Below are 22905 nucleotides of genomic sequence, written 5' to 3' on the forward strand. Positions count from 1 at the left end.
CGTCCATGGATCTCTATGAATACCAAGCACGAAAGCTGTTGGACGAGCAGTCCATCGCCACGCCAAAAGCCATTTTCGCGCAGAACTCGCATGAAGTAGCCGATGCAGCGGAACGGATCGGGTATCCTTGCGTGATCAAGGCGCAGGTCAAAATCGGCCATCGCGGCCAGGCTGGCGGGGTCAAGCTTGCCGCCAGCCGCGACGAGGCAATACTCGCCGCCGAGCAGATCCTGCCTATGAGCATCCATGGTCATAAGACGAGCGGAGTGCTCGTCGCCGAGGCCAAGAACATTCTCCATGAGTACTATGTGTCGATCTCGCTGGACCGCACCTCGCGCGACTTCGATGTTCTGGCTACGGCCAACGGGGGCACGGAGGTCGAAAGCATCGCCCGCGAGCGGCCGGAAGCCGTCAAACGTCTGCATATCAGCGCGTTGGACGATTTTGATCTTGAAGCGGCGACAGCGATGGCGCAAAGCATCGGTTTCTACCATGCCGACGTCGACCAGGCTGCGCAAGTGCTCCTCAAGATGTGGCGCTGTTTCAAAGAGAACGATGCGACGCTTGTCGAGATCAATCCTCTCGCCAAGATCGGCGACCCGGATGACGAATCCTCTAAATCGTTATGTGCTTTGGACGCCAAGATCTCGTTGGACGACAATGCTGCCTTCCGGCATGATGGCTGGCAGCGTTTTGACGATCCCCACCAGTTCGATCCCTTCGAAGAACGTGCCCGTGAGCATGGCTTGCATTACGTGCATCTGTCAGGCGAGGTCGGGGTCATCGGCAATGGCGCAGGTTTGGTCATGAGTTCGCTCGATGCTGTCTCAGGCGCTGGCGAGGCACAGCGCACCGGGGTTAAACCGGCGAATTTCCTCGATATCGGCGGGGGGGCCTCGGCTGAAGTCATGAGCGAAAGCCTGCGTATCGTGCTCTCCGACCCGCAGGTCGAATCAATACTTATCAACATCTACGGAGGCATCACCTCCTGCGAACAGGTCGCCAACGGCATTCTCCGCGCATTGGATGCCTTGGGCTCATCGAAGCCGATCATTGTGCGTTTCGACGGCAACGCAGCGGCCGAAGGACTGCATATCCTGCGTGATGCGGGCAATCCCGGCGTGCATGTCTGCGATACGATGGAACAAGCCGCACAGCGTGCGGCGGAACTTGCCGCAACAGCCAAGGAGGCACGTCGATGAGCGCATTTGTTGAAAGCGGCGTGCCGGTCATCGTCCAGGGCATGACCGGCCGCCAAGGCATGACCCATACGGCCCGTATGCTCGCGGCAGGCACGAATATCGTCGGAGGCGTCAACCCTCGCAAGGCCGGCACGGTGGTTCCCTTCCTCACGGGTCCCCGCAACGACTCCGAGGCCACGCGCGAGATCCCGGTCTACGCCAATTGCGGCGAGGCCCGCGCTGCCACCGGGGCGCAGGCGAGCGTCGTGTTCGTGCCGCCGAGATTCGCCAAGGACGCGGTCGTTGAGGCAATCGAGGCGGGCATCGGACTGATCGTGGTCATCACCGAAGGCATTCCTGTGGCGGATACCGCTTATTTCGTCGAACTAGCGCTGAGAAAAGGCGTGCGCGTCATCGGCCCCAACTGTCCCGGACTGGTGACTTTCAGCGATGATATGCAGCAGCCGGGCGTGAACCTGGGCATCATTCCCGATGGGATCGTCAACTACGGCCCGCTGGCATTGGTTTCCAAATCGGGCACGCTCACCTACCAGCTCATGGGCGAACTCGCCGACATCGGATTCACCACATGCATCGGAGCCGGGGGAGATCCCATTGTCGGCACCACGCTGCAGGAGGCGCTTCAAATCTTCGAGAAGGACGAAGACACCAAAGCCGTGGTGATGATCGGCGAGATCGGCGGCAATGCCGAACAGGATGCAGCCGCATGGGCCGCCGAGCATATGAGCAAGCCCGTTGTGGCGTACATCGCCGGATTCACTGCTCCCGAGGGCAAGCAGATGGGACATGCCGGCGCCATCGTCTCCGGCGGCAAAGGCACGGCGCAAGATAAGAGGGATGCGCTTGAGGCCGCGGGCATCCGTGTGGGGGAAACCCCGGGGCAGACCGCGGGCATCATGCGCGAAATGCTCACCGTGAAACGCTGAGCATGACCATGCAACCCAGACGATGGCTGAGCGGCGCTGGCGTGGCGTTGGCCAGCGCCGCCATATACTCCATCGCTTTGGGTTTCTTCCTGGCGCTGATGCTGCTGGTCATCTCGATGGAAGAGGGCGGCGACAATCTTTCGCAGCTCGCCATACCCTTAAGCGAAGCGATTGTGCTGCTCAGCCAAGGCATTGGTTTCGAAGCCGGCTCGATCACGCTGACGATCATGCCGCTGCTGCTGACGCTGCTGCTTATCGGGCTGATACGTTCGTTCGCCGTGCATTTCGGGGCGTCATCCTGGCAGGAGTATATCGCCGGCGCAGCCGTATGGATGGCGATTAACGCCGTGTTCACACAAGGGGTGAGCGTCGGTCTGCTTGACCCGACATGGAAAATATGCCTGAAAACGTATATCGTGTTCACGCTTGGTTTCGCGCTTAATGCAGCACCCGCTTCGCAAGGGCTCAGACGGCTGACGGAGCTGGCGCGCAGCAGGGTGTCCGCGCCATTGCGCAAGGCGGTGGCGGTCGGACTGAAAATCGGCGGGCTGCTCATTGCACTCTATCTGCTGTTCGGGCTGATCACGGCGGCAACTTGGGCCGTGCGAGGCAACGGAGCCATAGTGCGGCTGTTCGAGCTGAGCGGTATGCAGACCGGTTCCCGCATTTTCACCGTCATTTGCTCGCTGGCATGGTTGCCCAACATCGGCATCTGGGCGATCTCCTGGCTGTTCGGCGGCGGCTTCGCCATCGGCGACTTGGCCACCTTCACCCTGTGGTCCGGGCGGGCAACAGGTCTGCCCCCGCTTCCGGTGTTCGCCATGCTGCCCGAGCCGGTCGCCAGTGATGCCATGCGCAACATCCTGGTTTCCATTCCGCTGGCGTGCGGTCTCGTGGTTGGCATTGCCGCTTTGGTTGCGAGCCGGGGTTTTGCTATCCGCTTCATTCGTGGCGATGACAGCGCGAGAGCTGTTGACGGCGGTTTTGCTGATGGCGCTGCTGCCGACAAGGCTGCCGGTGCCTCCGGCTGGAGGCAGGCTGCGATTCAATTCGCCTATGCAGCAGGCGGTTTCTGCGTGGCCAGCGTCGCGACCTCGCTGGGCATGACGCTGCTGCTTGCTGTGTCGAATGGTTCATTGGGGCGCCAGCGCTTGGGCTATATCGGTGTCGATGTCATGGCTTCCACGCAGCGCATAGGCCAGCCCAGCGTTTCCGGGCTGTTCATCGCATGGCTGGCTGTGCTTATCGTCGTCTCGGCCGTATTCGTCGTCCGCCTCGCCCTCGCTCGCCGACTGCCGGCCGGTGGAACCGCTGCACGCATCATTGGCGGCCACAGCGGCGGGCGGGTCGGTGACGGATTCGATATCAACGTTGGCGATGATGGCGATATCGCCGATAGGGGCACCGGTATCATTGACGATGATACCGGCGATAATACCGAGAATGGCCCTGCCGGAGGCAAGACCGGTAAAGGCACCAGGCCGGTCAATTCCACCCTTGGCAGCGGAGCCGGCGCTTCGTTTGTCTCGGACAAGATTTCACGACGTGTCATCAGCTCGATGACCACACCCAAGGAGGACCATGATGACGACAACTCAGCGACCGATACGACGAGCCCTGGTTTCCGTCTTCCATAAGGAAGGACTGGAGACGCTGGCCAACGCATTCGTTGACGCGCAGACCGAAGTGGTGTCCACCGGCTCCACGGCAAAAACGCTGGCAGCGCTAGGCGTCAACGTCACCGAGGTCAGCGAGGTCACAGGATTCCCGGAAAGCCTCGATGGCCGGGTCAAGACGCTCGACCCGCATATTCATGCCGGCATCCTCGCCGACATGACCAACCCCGATCATGTCGCGCAGCTTGAGCAGCTCGGCATCGCGGCATTCGATCTGGTCATCGTGAATCTGTATCCCTTCGCCGATACCGTGCGTTCAGGCGCTAATGAGGCCGATACCATCGAGAAGATCGACATCGGTGGTCCTTCTATGGTGCGCGGAGCGGCCAAGAACAGTGCTTCCGTTGCCGTGATCACCGATCCTGCGGATTACGTACTGGTCGCGCAGCGGGTCGCAAATGGTCAAGGTTTCAGCTTGGAGGAACGCCGCTGGCTCGCAGCCAAGGCCTTCGCCCATACCGCGGCCTATGACGCGACGATCGCGGAATGGACGTCCCAGCGTTGGATCAAACCTGCCAGCATTGTCTCGGTATCACGGGCCAGTGACGCTGAGACAGCCGAGGCTGTGACTAACAACGCGAGCAGCATCGACGAGACGACGATGCCGGCGACGCTCACGCGCATCTGGGAACGGGCACATGTGCTGCGCTACGGCGAGAACCCCCATCAGCAGGCCTCGCTGTATCTTGACCCCTTCGATCAGGGTGGCTTCGCGCATGCGATCCAGCTCGGCGGCAAGCCGATGAGCTACAACAACTATGTCGACGCCGACGCTGCTTGGCGCACGGTGTGGGACTTCGCGCCGCGCATCGCCGTGGCCGTCACCAAGCACAACAATCCCTGTGGGCTGGCGCTGGGGGAGACCGTAGCCGAAGCACATCGCAAGGCGCACGCCTGCGACCCGATGAGCGCCTATGGCGGGGTCATCGCCGCCAACACGACTGTCACCCTGGAGATGGCGAACACAGTGCGGCCGATTTTCACCGAAGTCATCGTCGCGCCGGATTATGAGCCGGAAGCCCTAGAACTCCTGCAGATCAAGAAGAAGAACCTGCGTATCCTCAAGGTCGCCGAGCCGCCGCATGCGCGCACTCAGATGCGGGCCATCGACGGCGGACTGCTGCTGCAGACCACCGATCTGATCGATGCCGAGGGCGACAACCCGTCCAACTGGCGTTTGGTCGCTGGCGATCCTGCGGATGAGCAGACCTTGCGCGACCTGGCGTTCGCGTGGCGCGCGATACGCTGCGTGAAGTCGAATGCCATCCTCCTTGCGCACGACGAGGCCACGGTCGGCATCGGCATGGGACAGGTCAACCGGGTTGATTCGTGCGATCTTGCGGTGCGCCGCGCCAATACGCTGGCTGACAATGCGGACCGCGCCACCGGTTCGGTCGCGGCGTCCGACGCCTTCTTCCCATTCGCCGACGGCGCCCAGAAGCTTATCGACGCCGGGGTCAGGGCCATCGTGCAGCCGGGCGGCTCCATCCGTGATGAGGAAGTGTTCGCCGCCGCCCGCGAGGCTCACATCACGATGTATGCGACAGGCACGCGCCATTTCTTCCACTGAAATGAGGATGATCGCTGTTCAGGAACGGCAGGCGGCCGTTTTCACTGAGACGCAGCTGAAAGTCGCTGGACTGCAAACTGTTGACTCGTAGACGCGCCTTTAGCCGTATTCTCCCCGGATTATGCTGAAATCATCCCGCACAATTGGGCATTATCAACATAGTCCGGGGAAAATATCATAACCAGAGGGCTGAGGAGCCCGGTTTCAGTATAATTCCGGGAAAATTTCAGACTGGTACGTATGCAGGAAGACGAAGCACAGCAAGGAGCACCGACGATGAGCGGCAAGCGTCCACAAGTTTCGGAAGACCATGAAGGCGAGCCGGCCTTCGAGTGGTTGGTCGTGGCAGCCGTCGCGCTTGGCGCCCTGTGCGCGTTATTCGGATACATGATGGCCGCCACAGCGGTACTCGCTGCGACGGCCATCATCACCGGATCGCTCCGGTTGGCGTTGCGCGAACGCAGCCCCTGGAAGGTGCGTTCAGTCGCCTTCGATTCCATTATCGGTATTGGATTGGGGCTCGGCCTGATCATTACCTACGCCAGCATTCGTCTGCTCTACTGAGACTGGTTGGTCGGCTGCATCGCCAGCATTGGCATCGACTGCCTCGCCGCCGTTGCCTGTCGTGAAGACAAGAGCGTCATCGGATTCCTCTTCGGCTGTGCTGTCTTCAGCAGCGTCTTCTTCGGCAATGTCATTTTCAAACGCGGCGCCTTCGATGGCACTGCCGTTGGCGAACAGCTCACGCGCCACCATGACGAGCGCGACCAGCGCCGCCGCGAGCACCGGGACAATCCAAAAAACCCAAAGCTGCTGCAACGGTTGCTGCGTCAGGCCCTGATTCTGCGCGAAGATTGCGATTCCGGTGGAGCGCGCCGGGTTCAGCGCCGCGCCAGTGATTGGATAAGTGAGCGCGGCGCCCGCAGCGTAGGCGATGCCCATGGCCCATGGCTGGCGTGAGGTTCCCGCGCCGTCAGCGCCGATCGTCGACATGGCCGTAGCAATAATCAGAATACCGGCAACGACTTCGACAAGAATCGCCACAGTGATGCCGAAGCTCGTTCCAGCGCCATTGAGCGCCGAATACGACACCGAGCCTGATTCGAAGCCATTGACGCCATAAGTGAGCCAAATCTTGATCGGCAGGCTCTGGGAGGACGGGAGCACGCTCTTATACACAGCGCCCGCTGCGATGCCGCCCAGCACCTGCACAATGATGTACAGCACGCCGTCAAGCGGCCGGGTCTTCGAGGTCAGCATGGCGGCGACCGTGACGGCAGGATTGAGCTGGCCTCCCGAAATGCGACCGAACACGAAGGTCACGACGGCATAGGCAAAGCCCGTGGCGAGCGCGATGAACGCCAAGTTGGGGTTATAGAGCGGTGCGGACAGCGTGTACGCCATGTAGATGACGAAGCAGACCAGGAAGCTGCCGAGCAGCTCTGCGCCTACGCGCAGCCACATTGGTGTGGAATTCAGTGGTGTGGAACGCTGCGGAGCGCGCTGCGCTGGCGCATAATGCGTGGCCTCGCTGCTTGGCTCGCCGTCGTTTTCGGATTCGAATTGGGTCATGATATTCCTTGATACCTCAACTTTGTATTGCACCATCAATGCGGGCCGATGTCCGCCGGACGACTGCCATCGTAGCAGCATCCCCTTAACGTTCCATGCAATGCGATATAATCGAAAGGTTGCGGTCGCCGAATGTTTGCTGAATTGTGAGACGGCGCCGATGAACATACGAATACGGCGGTGCGTGCGCGCTGCCGACAGGCCACGTTGGGAGAACGATGCCAAACGCATACACCCGCGCCGAGAAGGCGCATACCACCGATAATGAAGGAATCCGGCTGCAGAAGCTTTTGGCTCAGGCTGGTTTCGGCTCGCGCCGCAAATGCGAGGAGATCATCACCGAAGGCCGGGTCGAGGTCGATGGAGAACTGGTCACCGAACTCGGCACCCGGGTCGATCCTGCCCACCAGCAGATTCGCGTCGACGGCTCGCGTGTGCGCGTCGACGGTAGACATGTCACGCTGGCGCTCAACAAGCCCAAGAAGGTGCTCAGCGCCATGGACGATCCAAAAGGACGTTTTACCCTAGCCGACATCGTGGGCGACAAATATGAGCGCATCTTCCACATGGGGCGCTTGGATTATGACTCTGAAGGCCTTATCCTCATGACGAACGACGGGGAGCTGAGCCAGCATGTCATGCACCCCAAATATGAGGTGGAAAAGACCTATATCGCCACGCTGGAAGGTAGGATCGGCGGCAACGTGTGCCGTCGGCTCGTTTCGCAAGGCGTGCAGCTCGACGATGGGATCATCAAACTCGACCACTGCGCGATCATCGACGGGAACCGCGAGTCCACCATGGTCAAAGTGGTGCTGCATTCGGGCAAGAACCGCATCGTCCGCCGCATCTTCGGCGCGATCGGATTCCCCGTCAAACGCCTGGTGCGCACGCAAATCGGCCCGATCAAGCTTGGCGATCTGAAGCCCGGAACTTACCGCGTGCTTTCGCAGCCTGAAGTCCGCTCGCTGTCCAAGGAGGTAGGGCTGTGATCCGAGTAGCCATTGACGGCCCTGCAGGCGTGGGCAAATCCTCCGCTTCGCGAGCATTGGCCAGCTATTTCAGTTTCGCTTATCTGGACACCGGTGCAATGTACCGTGCCTGCGCATGGTGGTGCCTGCATCAAGGCGTCGATCTTGACGTCTCGCCGGTCGATGAAGAGGCGATCATACAGAGCGTGGGGGAGTTCTTCACCGGAGATCATTTCGATTTAAGCGTGGATCCGCAGGATCCCAAGGTATTCGCCGACGGCGATGACATCAGCGAAGCGATCCGCTCCTCAGCGGTCTCATCGCATGTTTCGGTGGTCTCCAACATCATCCCGGTGCGCCATATACTGATTGCCGCGCAGCGGGCCTTCATCGAGCGCGAGGCACTGGCTGACTCGTATTCGAAAGGCTTGGGAGTCGTCGCCGAAGGCCGCGATATCACGACGGTGGTCTCGCCCAACGCTGAGGTGCGGGTGCTGCTCACCGCGCGTGAAGAGGTGCGTCAGGCGCGCCGCTCAGGTCAGAGCGAGCAGGGTGTCGGCGCGGAGAACGTTGCCGCCCGCGACAAAGCCGATTCGAAAGTCACCAGTTTTCTGACCGCCGCCGAAGGCGTGACCACACTCGACAATTCCGACCTGACCTTCGAACAGACGCTCGACGCGCTGATCGCGCTGGTCGAGCAGGCGATCGAAGAGCAGGAATACCGGGAATACGCCGCGAATCTCGAAGGCTACGAGCTTGACGATGAGGACCAGTCGCTGCTGGCCGCCGATCGCAATGTCGGAACCGGCAGCCTGACAGGTCCTAAACCAGTGGGCGTGCTAGCTGTAGTCGGGCGCCCCAACGTCGGCAAATCCACGCTGGTCAACCGCATCCTCGGCCGTCGCGTCGCCGTGGTGGAAGACACGCCGGGCGTGACCCGCGACCGCGTAAGCTATGACGCCGAATGGGCCGGCAATGATTTCAAGCTCGTCGACACCGGCGGCTGGGAGGCCGACGTCGAAGGCATCGAATCAGCGATTGCATCGCAGGCCCGGGTCGCCGTACAGCTCAGCGACGCCGTCGTCTTTGTGGTCGATGCCCAGGTGGGCTTGACCGACACCGACCAGCGCATCGTGAAACTGCTGCGTGCTTCGGGCAAGCCCGTGGTGCTGGCCGTGAACAAGATCGACGATGCCACCGGCGAATACATGGCCGCTGAATTCTGGAAATTGGGTATGGGAGAGCCCTATGCGGTTTCTGCTATGCACGGCCGCGGCGTCGGTGACCTGCTCGATGTGGCCGTCGATGCGCTCAAAAAAGCCGACAAGACCTCGGGCTTCCTCACGCCTGGCGATCTGCGGCGCGTGGCATTGGTGGGCCGGCCGAACGTGGGCAAATCTTCGCTGCTCAACCAGATGGCCAAGCAGGAGCGTGCAGTCGTCAATGAGCTGGCGGGCACGACACGAGACCCGATAGACGAGGTCATCGACATCGACGGCGAGGACTGGCTGTTCATCGACACGGCCGGGATCAAACGTCGCGCGCACAAGCTGTCTGGCGCGGAATACTATTCCTCGCTGCGCACGCAGGCAGCCATCGAACGCAGCGAACTGGCCTTGGTGCTGTTCGACGCCTCGCAGCCAATAGCCGATCAGGATCTGAAAGTCATGAGCCAGGCGGTGGACGCCGGCCGTGCCATCGTGCTCGTGTTCAATAAGTGGGATCTGCTCGACGAATTCGACCGGCAGCGCCTCGAACGGCTCTGGAACACCGAATTCGACCGGGTCACGTGGGCCGAGCGGGTCAATCTCTCCGCGAAAACCGGCTGGCACTCCAACCGGCTGGCCAAGGCCATGCGCACCGCACTCGAATCTTGGGACAAGCGCATCCCCACTGGCAAACTCAATGCTTTTCTTGGCCGAATCCAGTCCGCGCACCCGCACCCGCTGCGCGGCGGCAAGCAAGCCCGCGTCCTTTTCGCCACTCAGGCCTCGACCCGTCCGCCCCGCTTCGTGATCTTCGCCACCGGGTTCTTGGAGCACGGCTACCGTCGCTTCATCGAGCGTTCCTTACGGGAAGAGTTCGGCTTCGAAGGCACCCCTATCCAGATCTCTGTGCACATCCGGGAGAGGCGCAAGCGCAAGTAGATATATTGTTACCTGTATTCATTGATTAGGAGCCGAACGCATCGAGATGGATGCGTTCGGCTCTTGTTTCAGTGCATGATTGGCTGATGTGTTTGCCGTAACTTGCTGGCGTGTCGTCAAAAGTCAAAGGATGTGGTACATTATGTCCTTGGTGTGCAAACACCGTTCGGGCCATAGCGCAGCTTGGTAGCGCACTTGACTGGGGGTCAAGGGGTCGCGAGTTCAAATCTCGCTGGCCCGACAAACAACAGGCAGTCTCAGATAGCCTCCATATCGTGTAGGGGCGTCGTTCACACGAGCGGCAATGAAGTTTTGAGTTCCCGGCTCGCCCTCCACTTTGCTGCGGAGGGCGGGTTTTGCATTTTCGGGGTCAAGGAAATGCCGAACGGCTCCCTGAACTGCCCTTTGATGCGATTTCGGTTTGTTTGTGCCTTGCATATGCAAAACAGGGGCCTTTGCATTGAGTCAGGTCGTCAGACCATTTTCCACATTTCGTTGATATTCAGCTACTCTTGGCGACAATGAGAACGCCATTCCCTTCAGGTAACGCAAAACGGCCCTTATTTTGCATTACGTGAGGTTCCATATCCTCGGTAATGCAAAAGAGGCCCGTTTTCCCACTCAGCGAGAACAAATGTGCAGGGATGGTGTGGGCAAAGATGCGGACTACCTGCAGTGTCTCACCTGCCATTTCGCTGGAAGAGAAGAGAAAACAGAGTTGCGCATACTATGCCAAACATAGTATAATGAACATACTATGTGAATGGGAACGAAAACGCCCGTTCGCTGCACACTTCGGCTGGAAAGGATACGTCATGATCAGTGCAGACGCCCTGCGCGGCTACGTCGACATCATGATTCTGTCGCTGCTGCGCCGCGAGCCTTCATACGCTTATGACATGGCGAAGGAAATCGCGCGCGAGGCTGAAGGAGACTACTCGATCAAACAAACCACACTGTATTCGGCACTCAAACGGCTCGAAGGCACAGGACACGTCGAATCATTCCCTGGGCAATCTCAATCAGGAAAGCCCAGAACCTACTACCGACTCACCGAAGCGGGCCATGAACTGCTGGCTTCCAAGTGCGAGGAGTGGGAGCAAACCAAAACACTCGTCGACCGCTTCGCGAAAGGAAACGACTGATGGACATCCTTGACAACTATTTGGACACCATGTTCTCCCGCTATCCGCTTACGCCCAAAACGCAGGATGCGAAGCGCGAGCTGCGCGCCATGATGGAGGACGCGTACAACGGCGCGCTTGCCGCGGGACGTTCACACAATGAGGCCATAGGGCAGGCCATCGCCGAATTCGGCAATATCGATGAGATCGCGCCGACGCTGGGCAACGCGCATGCTGCGGCGAAAACTGTTCCGGTGGAGCACATCGGGCGTGTGGAGCGCCCCATCACGATGGCCCAGGCGCAGAACTTCATCGATGCGATGAAACGTACCCGGTGGCTGCTGGGCGTGGGAGTGGCGTTGATCGTGTTCGGCGCGGCCCCGTTCCTCGGGCTGGCGATCGCCTACGGCAGCGTCGGGGGAGCGCGCGAAAACCTCGGCCTGCTGCTTGGCTTCGCGCTCATGCTCCCGCTCATCGGCGTGGGCGTCGGGCTTCTGGTGTACCGAAACCAGCAGCTTTCCGCGTTCAGGCGCATCGTCGGCGGCATGGATCGTTGCACTTCTGAGATAGCCGCCTATGCGAACGCCCTGCAACAACAGGAATCCTCGAAGCGCACACTGGCTTTGGTCGTCGCGATTATGCTGTGGATTCTTTCTGGGCTGCCATTGGTCGGCGCGGGAATCTACACGCAGGACTGGCCGCAAATCCAAGCTGATCCGCTGCTCGGCTGGAGCATGGCTCTCACGCTTGTTCTGGTCAGCCTGGGTCTGCTGGTCTTCCTGCCCGCCAATTGGATGCACGCCGCGCAGGTGAATTTGACGCAGACCTCGCCTGAGGCGATCGCAGAGCGTGAACGCGGCGAGAATTCCGACCACTATCCCGTATGGGTGAGAGCGATCTTCGCGGGATTCTGGCTTATCATCACGGCCATCTATCTCGCGTGGAGTTTCATCACCGGCAATTGGGGTACCACGTGGATCATCTGGCCGATTTCGGCGATCGCCTTCGGCGCGTTCGCGGCGATCGCCGGAACCATTTACTCATCGCGGGAGCAGGAACGGTAAAACAGTCAGGCCGCTTATGCCCGATCGTTCGACCCACCAAGCAGCTGCGCGATGCCCTCGCGGTAGGTGGTGATTGGGAAGCCCGGAAATCTGGTCTGGAATTTGGTGGAATCGAAGATGTTGTCCTGCCGGTAGCGCGGCAACAGCTCTTCGATCTCCTTGACGGTCGGGTTGATCCAGCCGCCGATGCGGAACGCCCAGCCTGGCACGGTCGTGTAACCGATGCCACGGCCGGTGGCAGCTGACGCGATTTTGATCAGCTGCCGATAATTCAGCCGTTCGTGGTCGACCGGCAGATGCCAGGTCTGTCCGTAGGCATCAGCCGTGTTGCCGATGAGCGCCAAGGCGCGACTCGCGTCAGGCGTCCAGATCAGCGTCCTCTTGGCATGGGCGCTGATCGGCACGAAGGGCCGCTTGCCCTGCGCGATGCGGCCCAGCACCATAGCATTCGTCACGCTCTGAGTTTTGCCAGGCCCATAGAACTCCGGCGCGCGGCAGATCACGGCGACGATCTGGCCCGCAGCCATCTCGTCCAGCAGCATTGTCGCAAGCTGTGCTCGGACACGCGCCTTGCGCCCGACCGGCTCGAAGCGCATGCCTTCGGCCTGGATTTCGGCGGTGCGCGGGTACATGTAGGTGTTGTCGAAGAAGACGAGCCTGACGCCGTGTCTTTCGCATGCCGCGATCGCATTCGCCATCATGGTCGGAAACTTCTCCTCCCACATGCCTGAATTCGCCGGCAAGCCTACCGTGAGATACGCGATTTCGCTGCCTTCGACCGCTGTATCTGTGGCCTCGGCATCCATGAGATCGGCGGATACAAGCTGATCGGTGTCGTGCACCTTGCGCGGATGCCTGCTGATCAGGCGGATGTCGTGCGTGTAATTGCGATACAGTTCGCGGGCGAGTTCATCGGCGATCTGGCCGCCTGCGCCGAGGATGGTCTGCATGGTATATGTCCCTGATTGAGATCCGTTGTTCAATGCTGGTTTTCCGTATCGGAAGAAGGCACGACAGCCGATTCAGCCCAGCAGTTCGGCGGCTTTGGTCGCCGTCTCCTTGGCTGATCCGGGGTTCTGGCCGGTGACGAGCCTGCCATCGACGACGGTGTTCGACACGAACGGCAACAACGCCTTCGAATAGTTCGCGCCGCGCTGCTTCATGCGATCCTCGACGTTGTATGGCACGAGCTTGTCCACGCGGGCGAGCATCTCCTCGCGCCATGAGAAGCCGGTGATATTGCGGCCCGCGACGAGATAGCTGCCGTCGGAGAGCTTCGTCTCCAGCAGCCCGCAGTAGCCGTGGCAGACCGCGGAGACGACACCGCCGTCCTCGTAGATAGCGCGAGTGATTCGCTGCAGGCCTTCGCTGCCGGGGAAGTCGAACATCACCGCATGGCCGCCGGTGAAGAAGATCGCGTCGTAGTCCGCGGCATTGATGTCGTCGGGGCTGGCCGTATGCTCCAGCAGCGCCATTTTTGCAGGGTCGTCATGCCAGGCCTTCGAGGATTTGTCGTAGTTGGGGAACTTCAGCGAACGCGGCTCCAACGGCGACTTGCCGCCCGCCGGGCTTACGATGGTCTGCTCATAGCCGTGCTTCGCGAAAATGTCATAGGCGTGAACGAGTTCGGACAGCCATAGCCCGGTCGGATGCGAAGGATCAACCTCGTAGTGGGTGACGTTGGTGACGACGAGCAATACTCTCTCGGGTGTCTGCGTCGCTGTACTCGGTGTTGCGGTGTTCCGGCTCATTGGATTTTCGATTCTGTGACGTGGAATTTATTGTGGTTTTCGTGTGATCGGCATCAGCTTTGCCGAACGGCATGAAGATCGCCGCGAGGGTCGATCGCACCTGTTCATCAATCTTGTCAAGGTCCGTATTCGACAATTTGACGTCGAGATGCAGGAAGGCGAGGCCGTGCACGAGCGACCATCCCTCCGCCTTCGAGCAGCTGCAGCGCCGAGTGCAGCAGCTGCTCGCGCAGGTCGCTGTGACGCCTCGTCGCAAAAGTATCTATGAATGTATCCGTATCGCATCTCCGTGATGCTGTAAGCACTTATATTGTTAGCATTGCTAACATTACCGTGTCGGGCATTCGCGGCGAACGGGATTTCCTGCTCGTGGCGAAAGCACACAGAAAACGCGGCGGAGGGGTGTTTGCGCTGCGCGGCTTCACCGCACCATAATCCGGCTGAACTTGGCCGCATTGGCAAAACGGCTAGACTTGTGATGAACTCATCCGGACGATGCATGCAACGAAAGGGGACACCGATGACGGAAGCCTTTGACGAATCTGCCGAGAAGATGCGCCAGAACGATATGAGCGAGACAGCGATTGCGCAGTTCAAACGGCTGTATGACGTATGGCGTGGCGAAGAAGACACCAGCTGGATCCGCGAATCCGAAGTCGAACCGCTGAGCGAGGTGCCCAGCTTCCACGACGTGTATGAGACCATCGACCATGACAAGGCAAAAGAAGCCTTTGCCAAGACCGCCTTCCTCAAGCTCAACGGCGGGCTGGGTACCTCGATGGGATTGGACAGCGCCAAATCGCTGCTGCCGGTGCGCCGGCACAAGGCCCGGCAGATGCGCTTCATCGATATCATCATCGGGCAGGTGCTCACGGCGCGCACCCGGTTGGAGGTGCCGCTGCCGATCACCTTCATGAACTCCTTCCGCACTTCGGCCGACACGATGAAGGTGCTTAGGCGCAATCCCAAATTCGTTCAAGACGACATTCCCGAGGAGATCGTGCAGCATCAGGAGCCCAAGATCGACATCGCGACCGGCAGACCGGCAAGCTTCCCCGCGAATCCTGAGCTGGAATGGTGCCCGCCCGGCCACGGCGACCTGTATTCGACCCTCTGGGAGTCCGGCTTGCTCGACGTCTTGCAGGAGCAGGGCTTCTTGTATCTGTTCATATCCAATTCGGACAACCTTGGGGCGCGGCCCTCGCGCACGCTCGCCCAGCATTTCGAGAACACAGGCGCGCCATTCATGGTCGAAGTCGCCACGCGCACCGAGGCCGACAGGAAAGGCGGGCACATCGTGCGCGACAAGCACAGCGGCCGGCTCATGCTGCGCGAGATGAGCCAGGTGCACCCCGGCGACAAGGCGGCGGCGCAAGACATCGTCAAGCACCCGTATTTCAACACGAACAGCATTTGGGTGCGCATCGACGCCCTCAAGGAAAAACTGGCAGAATACGACGGCGTGCTGCCGCTCCCGGTGATCCGCAATGAGAAAACAGTGGACCCGACCGATCCGAACTCCACCAAGGTCATGCAGCTGGAAACGGCGATGGGCGCGGCCATCGGCGTGTTCGAGGGCGCCATCTGCGTGCAGGTCGACCGTATGCGTTTCCTGCCTGTCAAGACGACCGACGACCTGTTCATCATGCGCTCCGACCGCTTCCATCTGACCGATTCCTATGAGATGGAAGATGGCAACTACATCTTTCCCAACGTCGAGCTGGATGAGCGGTACTACAAGAACATCAATGATTTCAACGAGCGTTTCCCCTATTCGATACCCTCGTTGGCCGCTGCCAACTCAGTGAGCATCACAGGGGACTGGACATTTGGCCAGAATGTGGTTCTATACTCCGACGCAACGCTGGAAGACCAAGGCCGGCCAAGCTACGTGCCGAACGGCGAATACGTTGGGCCGCAAGGCATTGAGCCCGATGATTGGGCATGATACGCGATTAAGCCGCTAAGGAAAAAGCACGATTTTGCCGATTTGGTGTCGCGAACCCCGCAAAGGCATCTAAGATAGAGAGATGTGCGGGGCACACTGCGCACTAGAACGAAACGATAATGATACGTGAGGACCAATGGCAGAAGGTAGCAACGGACGGCGACGGTTTTCCGACAAGTGGGGCAAGCATGAGTTGGACGTGCTGGCCGTGTTGTCATCCGCGTTCCCGCAATGGCTCACATCACGCCAGATCGCTCAGCGCGTGAAGGCTTATGCCGATTCGTACGGGGAATTGGCCGACCAAGCGGCCAAAGCGGCGTTCGCCAAGCAATTCCAGAGAGACCGCGCCAAACTGGCCGCGATGGGCATTGCCATCGAATCGCGTCAGCCGGAGTATTCTTCGAAATCAGAAGGCCAGGACTTCGCTTCGTATCGACTGCAGCTGGGCGATGAGCCGCGCGTGCGTCTGCGCTTCGAGCAGGAGGATCTGCCGGTGCTGGCGGCTGCGAATTATCTCGCCCGCTCCATGTCGATCTCGTCATCGGCCTCCCACCAGCCGGAGCAACATACGTCGCGCACCGCGCCACGCGTGCCGCAGACGCCCATCCCAGGACTGGGATTGGACTCCATAGCCCCTGGTCTAGGCACGCAGACTATCCCTGACGCGCTGGTCAAAGTAATTGATTCACGCCGCTTTGCTGCGACCATCGACGTCAACGGCGAGCACCTGAATGTCGCCTACACTGATTCGGACGATCTGGCCATGTTCGTCCTCGAGCACCCCGGGGCCTACGTCGTCAGCCCTCGGGAGGCCGCAGAGGCATTGAACCGCAGGCTTCACGCGGCCACCCAATTCACGCTTGCCGACTCTTCGCAAAACGGAGCCGGCGCAAGCGTGGTCCCCGAGACGATCAGCCGTCGCATCGAAGAACCCGACGACCCGGAATATTCCAAAGACCATCAGAAAAGGCCTATCGCATCCTTCCAAACCGGCAGCGAGGTCGACCGTCGGCTGCGTCTCATGCTTTTCCTGTCGGCCCACTTGGGGGAGGAGTTCTCGCTCGGCGAGCTTGCGGAACGTTTCATCGGCGAACCGAAATCGCAGGAGGAACTCAAGAAGTATGTTGCAGTCATCCGCAAAGACATCAATACGTTGACAACCGTTTCCGACGACGGTGAGATGGCGGGAAGCCAATTCTTCGACATCGACTGGTCGCTGTTGGACTCCGAGGGCATCGTCTCCGCCACCAACTCGCTCGGTCTTGAGCGCCTGGCTGGCATTTCACAGCAGTATCTGAGCATGCTGACCGCTTCGGTAAGCTACTTGGCCCATTCGCCGCTGCTGCCCGACGCCCAGCGGAAGCAGGCGCAGTCCTTGTATATGCGGCTACGACAGCATGTCGAGCCGGGGGAGACCCCATGGCTGAGCCTGACCGGCTACGAGATGGAACCGCGCAGTTTCACAGTGGTCAATCGGGCGATCTCCACTGGAACGCTGCTCGATATGGAGTACACTGACGGCGCCGGACGCACGCGCCGCAAGCTGGTCGCGCCGGCGAAGATCTATGTGGACGAAGGCCGGTATTATACGGCTGTGTGGACCGACGTCGAGCGGGTAGCCCCGGAAGATAAGGAGAAATTCGTCTCCAAGGACACGACGATCAACAAAGTGACCGGGCAGCCGCGCATCTGGCAGGTCCTCAGGCTTTCGCGCATCGAGCGCGCCGAAATCGTCGAACCGACCGGGCCGGTGGAAATCCCCGATGTGCCGGTCAGCGAGTTGCGCCTATGGAGCTTCGACAATGGCACGCCAGCCGTATTCATTACGGATCAGCATCGGCTGCCGTATATTTCGACCTTGCCTGATGCGACAGTCGAGGCTTGCGGCAAGGGGGAGAAGGTGCATTTGACGGTATCCTCCGACTCCTGGTTCGTCGCCTTCTGCATCGCGCACGCACGCCACATCATCGCGGTCGCCCCGGAAACTTTGCTTTCAATGATTCTGGCCAGAGCCGAGCGCGAATTGAGCCTTGTGCACGATGACGAGATGGCTGCCCAGCCAGACCTCGCTGCGGAACTGGTCGGGGAATAGGAGGTCGCCATGCCAGGGTGGATTTGGGTCGTGCTGGTGCTCTTCATGCTCGTCGTACTTGTTGCAGGTGCGGCTTTCGTCGTGGTTCACGCGATCAGGGCCATGCGCGTCATTTCAGATGTCGGTTCGGCGGTCAACGACCGCATCGCGGCGATGAGCGAGCGCGACGAGAGCGGCGAAACGCAAAACGCCACGGCGGTATTCGCCCAACCACTGCGCACGGCCAGCGAACGGTACGCACAGGCGCATTCCCGGGTAATCGCCCGGCGCATGCGCCGTCACGAACGCCATGTCGAGCGTTGGACGCAATGGCGCACATTCAACCGATAGCTCCAAAGGCGTCATGACACATCATCGTCACCATCAGCATACCGGCGGGAGATCGTCGGCCGCGGGATCGTCAGCGCAGTCGGAACGGGCGTCGTCAGAGCGCACGCCAGCGCAGCGCTACGCGGCCTTCCAGCAGACCCGGGCCTTCGAAGCTTCGGCGGCGGCCCGTTTCGCAAGGACTTTGCCGTTCGATCTCGATGAGTTCCAGCGTGACGCGGACCGGGCCCTTGAAGAGGGACGCAACGTACTGGTCGCGGCGCCAACAGGGGCGGGCAAGACGGTTGTTGCCGATTTCGCGATGTTCCTCGCCCGAGAGAAGAACGTCAAAGCCTTTTACACCACGCCGATCAAGGCGTTGAGCAACCAGAAGTACCATGATCTCGTAGCCATGTACGGCCCGGACGACGTGGGCCTGCTCACCGGAGACACATCTATCAACCCGCAGGCCGATATCGTAGTGATGACCACTGAGGTGCTGCGCAACATGCTATACGAGCATTCCACCAGCCTCGACGCCCTGCGTTATGTCGTGCTTGACGAAGTGCACTATCTCGCCGACCGGTTGCGCGGCCCGGTATGGGAAGAGGTGCTCATCCACTTGCCCTCGTCGGTGCAGATCATCGCATTATCAGCTACGGTCTCGAACGTCGAGGACTTCTCATCGTGGATCGCTTCGATCCGCGGAGACACGCAGCTCGTGGTCAGCGAACGCCGGCCGGTCCCGCTCGACCAGCATGTGATTGTCCAAGCGGATGTGCACACCGAACCAGAGCTGCTCGACCTGTACCGACGAGACGGCGCCGGCAATCAAAGCGACAAGCTCAACGCGGAGCTGATCAACCGGCTGGATCAGCTGGACCGTCGTGCGTCCCGGCATGCAAAAGAAACTCAGCGGTCTGGCAAGCGCATGCGGAACCGCCATTCGCACGAGCGCGTGGCCCAGCCGCAACGCTATACGCCACGGCGGTGGGCCGTCGTCGACGAACTCAACTATCTGGGCCTGCTACCCGGGATATACTTCATTTTCTCTCGTAAAGGCTGCGACCAGGCAGTCCAGCAATGCCTGGACGCCGGCCTTGAACTTACCAGCGACGAAGAGGCGATGCGGGTGCGCCATATCGTCGATGACATGGTCGATGATGCGCTCGATGACGCAGGCAATGCGACCGGCGGCGTGCCGGCTTCAAGAGCCAGGGGGAGGGCAGACGACAGGGCGGACGATGGCGCGCAGGACGCGCCGATGTCGCGTGACGATCTCAAAGCCTTGGGATTCTCACGTTTCTGTTTCGCATTGGAACGCGGCTTCGCGCCACATCATGCCGGTATGATCGCTCTATTCCGGCAGATCGTCGAAACGCTGTTCGAAATGGGCTTGGTGAAGATGGTTTTCGCCACGGAGACGCTGGCGCTGGGCATCAATATGCCGGCGCGCAGTGTGATCGTCGAGAAGCTCGAAAAATTCAACGGCGTCGAACATGTGAGCCTGACTCCAGGGGAGTTCACCCAGCTGACCGGGCGCGCCGGACGTAGGGGCATTGATACGCTGGGACATGCCATCGTGGTAGACAACAGCGAGCTTGTGCCGGCAGCAGTCGCCTCGCTCTCCAGCAAACGCGTTTACCCGCTGCATTCGAGTTTCGCCACGACATTCAATATGGCCGTCAACCTGCTCAATTCCAGCGATTACCGCACCGCCCGCGCCACGCTCGACCATTCTTTCGCCCAATGGGAGGCCAACGAATCGGCATGGCAGCTTGAATCGAGCATCACCGCGCTCAAACAGGCGATCGCAGGATATGAAGAGGCTTTCGCTTGCGAGCATGGGGATTTCAAATCGCTGATCACCATCCGCATGCGTTTGAGCGAACTGACGAAAAACGAGCGTCGTCGCCTTAAACGTCAGATATTCACTACCGAGGCCATGCGTCGGCAGGCGTTCGAACAACTCGATGCGCAGATCGCGCAATTGCGCGAAATCGATAGGGATCAGCCCTGCCGCCAATGCCCTGATCTGGCGGAGCACATGAAATGGGGCAATCGCTGGATGCGAGAGCGGCACGAGCTGCTCCAACTGCAGGAGCGGTACGAGGCACGCACCGGTTCGGTGGCGCGCCAGTTCGATCGCATCTGCGATATTCTGTTTGCCTTGGGCTATGTGGAGCGTGTCGACACTACGACGCAGACGCAGACGACATGGGTTGGATCGCAGACCAGGTCATTGTCCGGGCCCTTTCCAGTGGGTGCCAACGCGGCTCCTGTCGCCTCATCGGATACCTTCAGCGAACTGCGGCTCACTGCGCGTGGGCAGCTGCTGCGGCACTTGTACAGCGAGCAGGACCTGGTGCTGGCCCAGGCCATCATCGCCGGCGACTTGGATGTGCTGGACCCTCCCGATATGGCGGCAACGCTTTCGTCCTTGGTCTTCCAGTCAAGACGTGGTGGGGGAGAGCCACGTTATTATCCCGGCGGGCCGCTCGGCCCTGTGATGCAGGCGTCAGCTGGGTTGCGGGAGCGCTTCTCCCGAGTCGATGACATGTGCCGTGAGGCCGGTTTGGAGCCATTGCAACCCTTGGACTTCGGCGTGGTCGATAGTATGCATGCCTGGGCAAGCGGGGCTGATTTGAGCGAAGTGCTGCGCGAAAGCGAACTGACCGGCGGCGATTTCGTGCGTACCGCCAAACGGCTGTGCGACATGCTGCAGCAGATCGCTCAGGCTGCACATTATCTTGGCGATGCAGGTGCGCAGCTTGCGCAAACAGCGCATGAGGCGGTCTTGGACGTCAACCGTGGCGTCGTCGCCTATTCCGGCGTCGGCTGAAAACACCTTTAAAAACAATGGTGTTGGAATAAACAGCTCGTCCGAACTGTTCTGTAGCTTGGATGGTTGGATCGAATTAGGAGGCGTAATCAATGGCTGAACGTAGTCTGCGCGGCATGAGCATCGGCGCAAAATCATTGGAATCCGATGATAATGTGGATTTCGCGGCGCGTGCTGACGTGACGTACATCTGCCCGAACGGGCATCGCACGATCCTGCCCTTCGCCGAAGGGGCGGAGGCTCCCGCCGAATGGGAGTGCCGTTGCGGGGCAGTGGCCCACCGTGAGGGCGATGGTGACGATGAGGCGAACGAAATCACCAAGCCGACACGCACCCACTGGGATATGCTGTGCGAACGCCGCAGCAAAACCGAGCTCAAAGAGCTGCTTACGAAGCGTCTCACCATGCATCACGAGGGATGGATACCCGATTACGGGTGAGATCGGCTGTTTGACAGTATTCAATGAGGCCATTCGAAGATGACAGGGGAGTGACAGTGAGTGCAGCAACGGGCGCGCAGGCGAGGAAGATTGTCCTGCTGGACCTCGATGGCACTCTGACCGCTTCGGCGCCCGGCATCATCGCCAGTGTAATGAAGGCCTATGAGAGCCTAGGGCTCACGGTGCCTGATGATGCTGAGCTGCATCGTTTCATCGGTCCGGCGATCATCGAATCATTGCGGCGCAACCATGTACCTGACGGGATGCTGCAGCAGGGCGTAGCCGCATATCGCAGCTATTATTCCGAAATCCCGGCCTTTGACGACCCGAACAATCCCGGTCATAAAGTCCCCGGGCATTTTTGCAGCAGCGTGTTTGAAGGCATACCGAGGCAGCTGGCGGCACTGCGTGCCGACGGTTTCCTGTTGGCGCTGGCCACGGCGAAACCCGAATACCAAGCGCAGCCTGTTTGCGAGCATTTCGGCATCGACCGTATGATCGACGCCTTGTACGGCGCCAGCCGGGACCTTTCCCGCTTGAACAAAGATCAGGTTATCCGCTACGCCTTTGCCGGACTCAACTATGATCCCGGCAGAGGCGACAGGGCGCTGATGGTCGGCGACCGCTGGACGGACGTGGATGGCGCGATCTCATGCGGCATTGATTGTCTCGGCTGCCGTTGGGGCTACGCCGAACGAAACGAACTCGAAGAGCACGGTGCCTACCGCGTCATCGACCGTGTAGAGCAGTTGCACGATGCCGTAGCCGAATATTTCGGTTGAGCGCATCAGCGAAATATATCCGATAATGTACGTTATGTCAGATTTTAATCTGGCATAACGTTGTGGTTATATCACAAGGCCTAATAGTCATACGCCCCCGTTTTTTTGCAGGCTCAGGCTAGCTCAGTGATGCATTGTTGCCCCAGCAAGGACTTCTTCGATTTGGCTGCGGGTTGCGCGGCGCGCCTGGATATACATGAGCAGCAGACTGACGGCTATGAGAAGCACCAGCAGCGCGGCGGAGATCCAGCCGGCGTTCGTGTAGAATTCGATTGCGGCAATCGGGTAATTGGCGCCGTCGGCCATATAGATGCCATACGCCAACAAACCCAGAGCCAGCGAAATGAGATGCCATGTGATCACCGGCCATGTGACAGGACGAACACGTACAGGTTGACCAAGTGCGGAAGATTCGCTGAACACGAGCGAGCGGCCATAATGGCTTCGTGCAATGCAGATGACGGCTACGCAAATGCAGCTTGATATGGACAG

19 protein-coding genes and 1 tRNA gene are annotated in these 22905 nt (G+C 60.0%); 16 read left to right on the forward strand and 4 right to left on the reverse strand.

The genetic code is table 11. The features are described from left to right. The first annotated feature begins 5 nt into the window (after positions 1–5). From sucC to LKG04_RS01275, 5 genes are all read left to right on the forward strand, one after another. Positions 6–1202, forward strand: coding sequence for an ADP-forming succinate--CoA ligase subunit beta (gene sucC, locus LKG04_RS01255; protein WP_291758810.1), 1197 nt, complete (start codon positions 6–8; stop codon positions 1200–1202). Then, positions 1199–2128 carry a succinate--CoA ligase subunit alpha gene (gene sucD / locus LKG04_RS01260; protein WP_291758812.1) on the forward strand — a complete coding sequence of 310 codons (930 nt, stop codon included), beginning with the start codon at positions 1199–1201 and terminating at the stop codon, positions 2126–2128. Before sucC ends, sucD begins: the two co-directional genes overlap by 4 nt. Before the next feature lie 2 nt (positions 2129–2130). Beyond that, positions 2131–3765, forward strand: coding sequence for a cell division protein PerM (locus LKG04_RS01265; RefSeq protein WP_291758815.1), 1635 nt, complete (start codon positions 2131–2133; stop codon positions 3763–3765). Beyond that, positions 3710–5374, forward strand: a complete 1665-nt coding sequence (gene purH / locus LKG04_RS01270) for a bifunctional phosphoribosylaminoimidazolecarboxamide formyltransferase/IMP cyclohydrolase (RefSeq protein WP_434734824.1) — start codon at positions 3710–3712, stop codon at positions 5372–5374. The genes LKG04_RS01265 and purH overlap by 56 nt, the downstream gene beginning before the upstream one ends. 276 nt (positions 5375–5650) lie before the next feature. Beyond that, complete coding sequence (locus LKG04_RS01275) at positions 5651–5938, forward strand: DUF3017 domain-containing protein (RefSeq protein WP_291759323.1); 288 nt, start codon at positions 5651–5653, stop codon at positions 5936–5938. On the opposite strand, the gene LKG04_RS01280 is transcribed toward LKG04_RS01275, so the two are convergent. Next, a complete protein-coding gene (locus LKG04_RS01280) occupies positions 5855–6838 on the reverse strand; it encodes an MIP/aquaporin family protein (RefSeq protein WP_291759325.1) in 984 nt (327 codons plus the stop codon). The two genes, LKG04_RS01275 and LKG04_RS01280, sit on opposite strands and share 84 nt — an antisense overlap. A 326-nt stretch (positions 6839–7164) precedes the next feature. On the opposite strand from LKG04_RS01280, the gene LKG04_RS01285 reads away from it, so the two are divergent. The 5 genes from LKG04_RS01285 (at position 7165) to LKG04_RS01305 (ending at position 12252) form a co-directional block, all read left to right on the forward strand. After that, the gene (locus LKG04_RS01285; protein WP_291758817.1) at positions 7165–7938 is read left to right on the forward strand and encodes a pseudouridine synthase; all 774 of its coding nucleotides are present in this window, start codon (positions 7165–7167) and stop codon (positions 7936–7938) included. Next, positions 7935–10064 (forward strand): bifunctional cytidylate kinase/GTPase Der, encoded by a 2130-nt coding sequence (gene der / locus LKG04_RS01290; RefSeq protein WP_291758820.1) that lies wholly within the window; start codon positions 7935–7937, stop codon positions 10062–10064. Before LKG04_RS01285 ends, der begins: the two co-directional genes overlap by 4 nt. 167 nt (positions 10065–10231) lie before the next feature. Further along, a tRNA-Pro gene (locus tag LKG04_RS01295) sits at positions 10232–10305 on the forward strand. Positions 10306–10879: 574 nt separating this feature from the next. After that, positions 10880–11209: a PadR family transcriptional regulator gene (locus LKG04_RS01300; RefSeq protein WP_291758823.1), complete on the forward strand. Its 330-nt coding sequence runs from the start codon at positions 10880–10882 to the stop codon at positions 11207–11209. Further along, positions 11209–12252, forward strand: coding sequence for a permease prefix domain 1-containing protein (locus LKG04_RS01305; RefSeq protein WP_291758826.1), 1044 nt, complete (start codon positions 11209–11211; stop codon positions 12250–12252). The genes LKG04_RS01300 and LKG04_RS01305 overlap by 1 nt, the downstream gene beginning before the upstream one ends. Before the next feature lie 14 nt (positions 12253–12266). Here LKG04_RS01305 and LKG04_RS01310 read toward each other — a convergent pair whose 3' ends face one another. Beyond that, complete coding sequence (locus LKG04_RS01310) at positions 12267–13202, reverse strand: NAD-dependent epimerase/dehydratase family protein (RefSeq protein ID WP_291758829.1); 936 nt, start codon at positions 13200–13202, stop codon at positions 12267–12269. Between the two features lie 72 nt (positions 13203–13274). Then, positions 13275–14003, reverse strand: coding sequence for a type 1 glutamine amidotransferase domain-containing protein (locus LKG04_RS01315; protein ID WP_291758830.1), 729 nt, complete (start codon positions 14001–14003; stop codon positions 13275–13277). A 520-nt stretch (positions 14004–14523) separates the two neighbouring features. On the opposite strand from LKG04_RS01315, the gene LKG04_RS01320 reads away from it, so the two are divergent. The 6 genes from LKG04_RS01320 (at position 14524) to LKG04_RS01345 (ending at position 22413) form a co-directional block, all read left to right on the forward strand. Continuing rightward, complete coding sequence (locus LKG04_RS01320; protein ID WP_363300621.1) at positions 14524–15951, forward strand: UTP--glucose-1-phosphate uridylyltransferase; 1428 nt, start codon at positions 14524–14526, stop codon at positions 15949–15951. Between the two features lie 136 nt (positions 15952–16087). Further along, positions 16088–18043 (forward strand): helix-turn-helix transcriptional regulator, encoded by a 1956-nt coding sequence (locus tag LKG04_RS01325; RefSeq protein ID WP_291758834.1) that lies wholly within the window; start codon positions 16088–16090, stop codon positions 18041–18043. Between the two features lie 9 nt (positions 18044–18052). Continuing rightward, positions 18053–18373, forward strand: a complete 321-nt coding sequence (locus LKG04_RS01330) for a hypothetical protein (protein WP_291758836.1) — start codon at positions 18053–18055, stop codon at positions 18371–18373. A 13-nt stretch (positions 18374–18386) separates the two neighbouring features. Beyond that, the gene (locus LKG04_RS01335; RefSeq protein WP_291758838.1) at positions 18387–21191 is read left to right on the forward strand and encodes a DEAD/DEAH box helicase; all 2805 of its coding nucleotides are present in this window, start codon (positions 18387–18389) and stop codon (positions 21189–21191) included. Between the two features lie 92 nt (positions 21192–21283). After that, on the forward strand, positions 21284–21631 hold the full coding sequence (locus LKG04_RS01340) for an RNA polymerase-binding protein RbpA (RefSeq protein ID WP_291758839.1): 348 nt from the start codon (positions 21284–21286) through the stop codon (positions 21629–21631). A 50-nt stretch (positions 21632–21681) separates the two neighbouring features. Further along, a complete protein-coding gene (locus LKG04_RS01345; RefSeq protein ID WP_434734830.1) occupies positions 21682–22413 on the forward strand; it encodes an HAD hydrolase-like protein in 732 nt (243 codons plus the stop codon). A 123-nt stretch (positions 22414–22536) separates the two neighbouring features. On the opposite strand, the gene LKG04_RS01350 is transcribed toward LKG04_RS01345, so the two are convergent. Then, positions 22537–22836, reverse strand: coding sequence for a hypothetical protein (locus LKG04_RS01350; protein ID WP_291758843.1), 300 nt, complete (start codon positions 22834–22836; stop codon positions 22537–22539). Positions 22837–22905 lie beyond the last annotated feature (69 nt).

This window comes from Bifidobacterium sp., from assembly GCF_022640935.1.
In the GTDB taxonomy this organism is placed as follows: domain Bacteria; phylum Actinomycetota; class Actinomycetes; order Actinomycetales; family Bifidobacteriaceae; genus Bifidobacterium.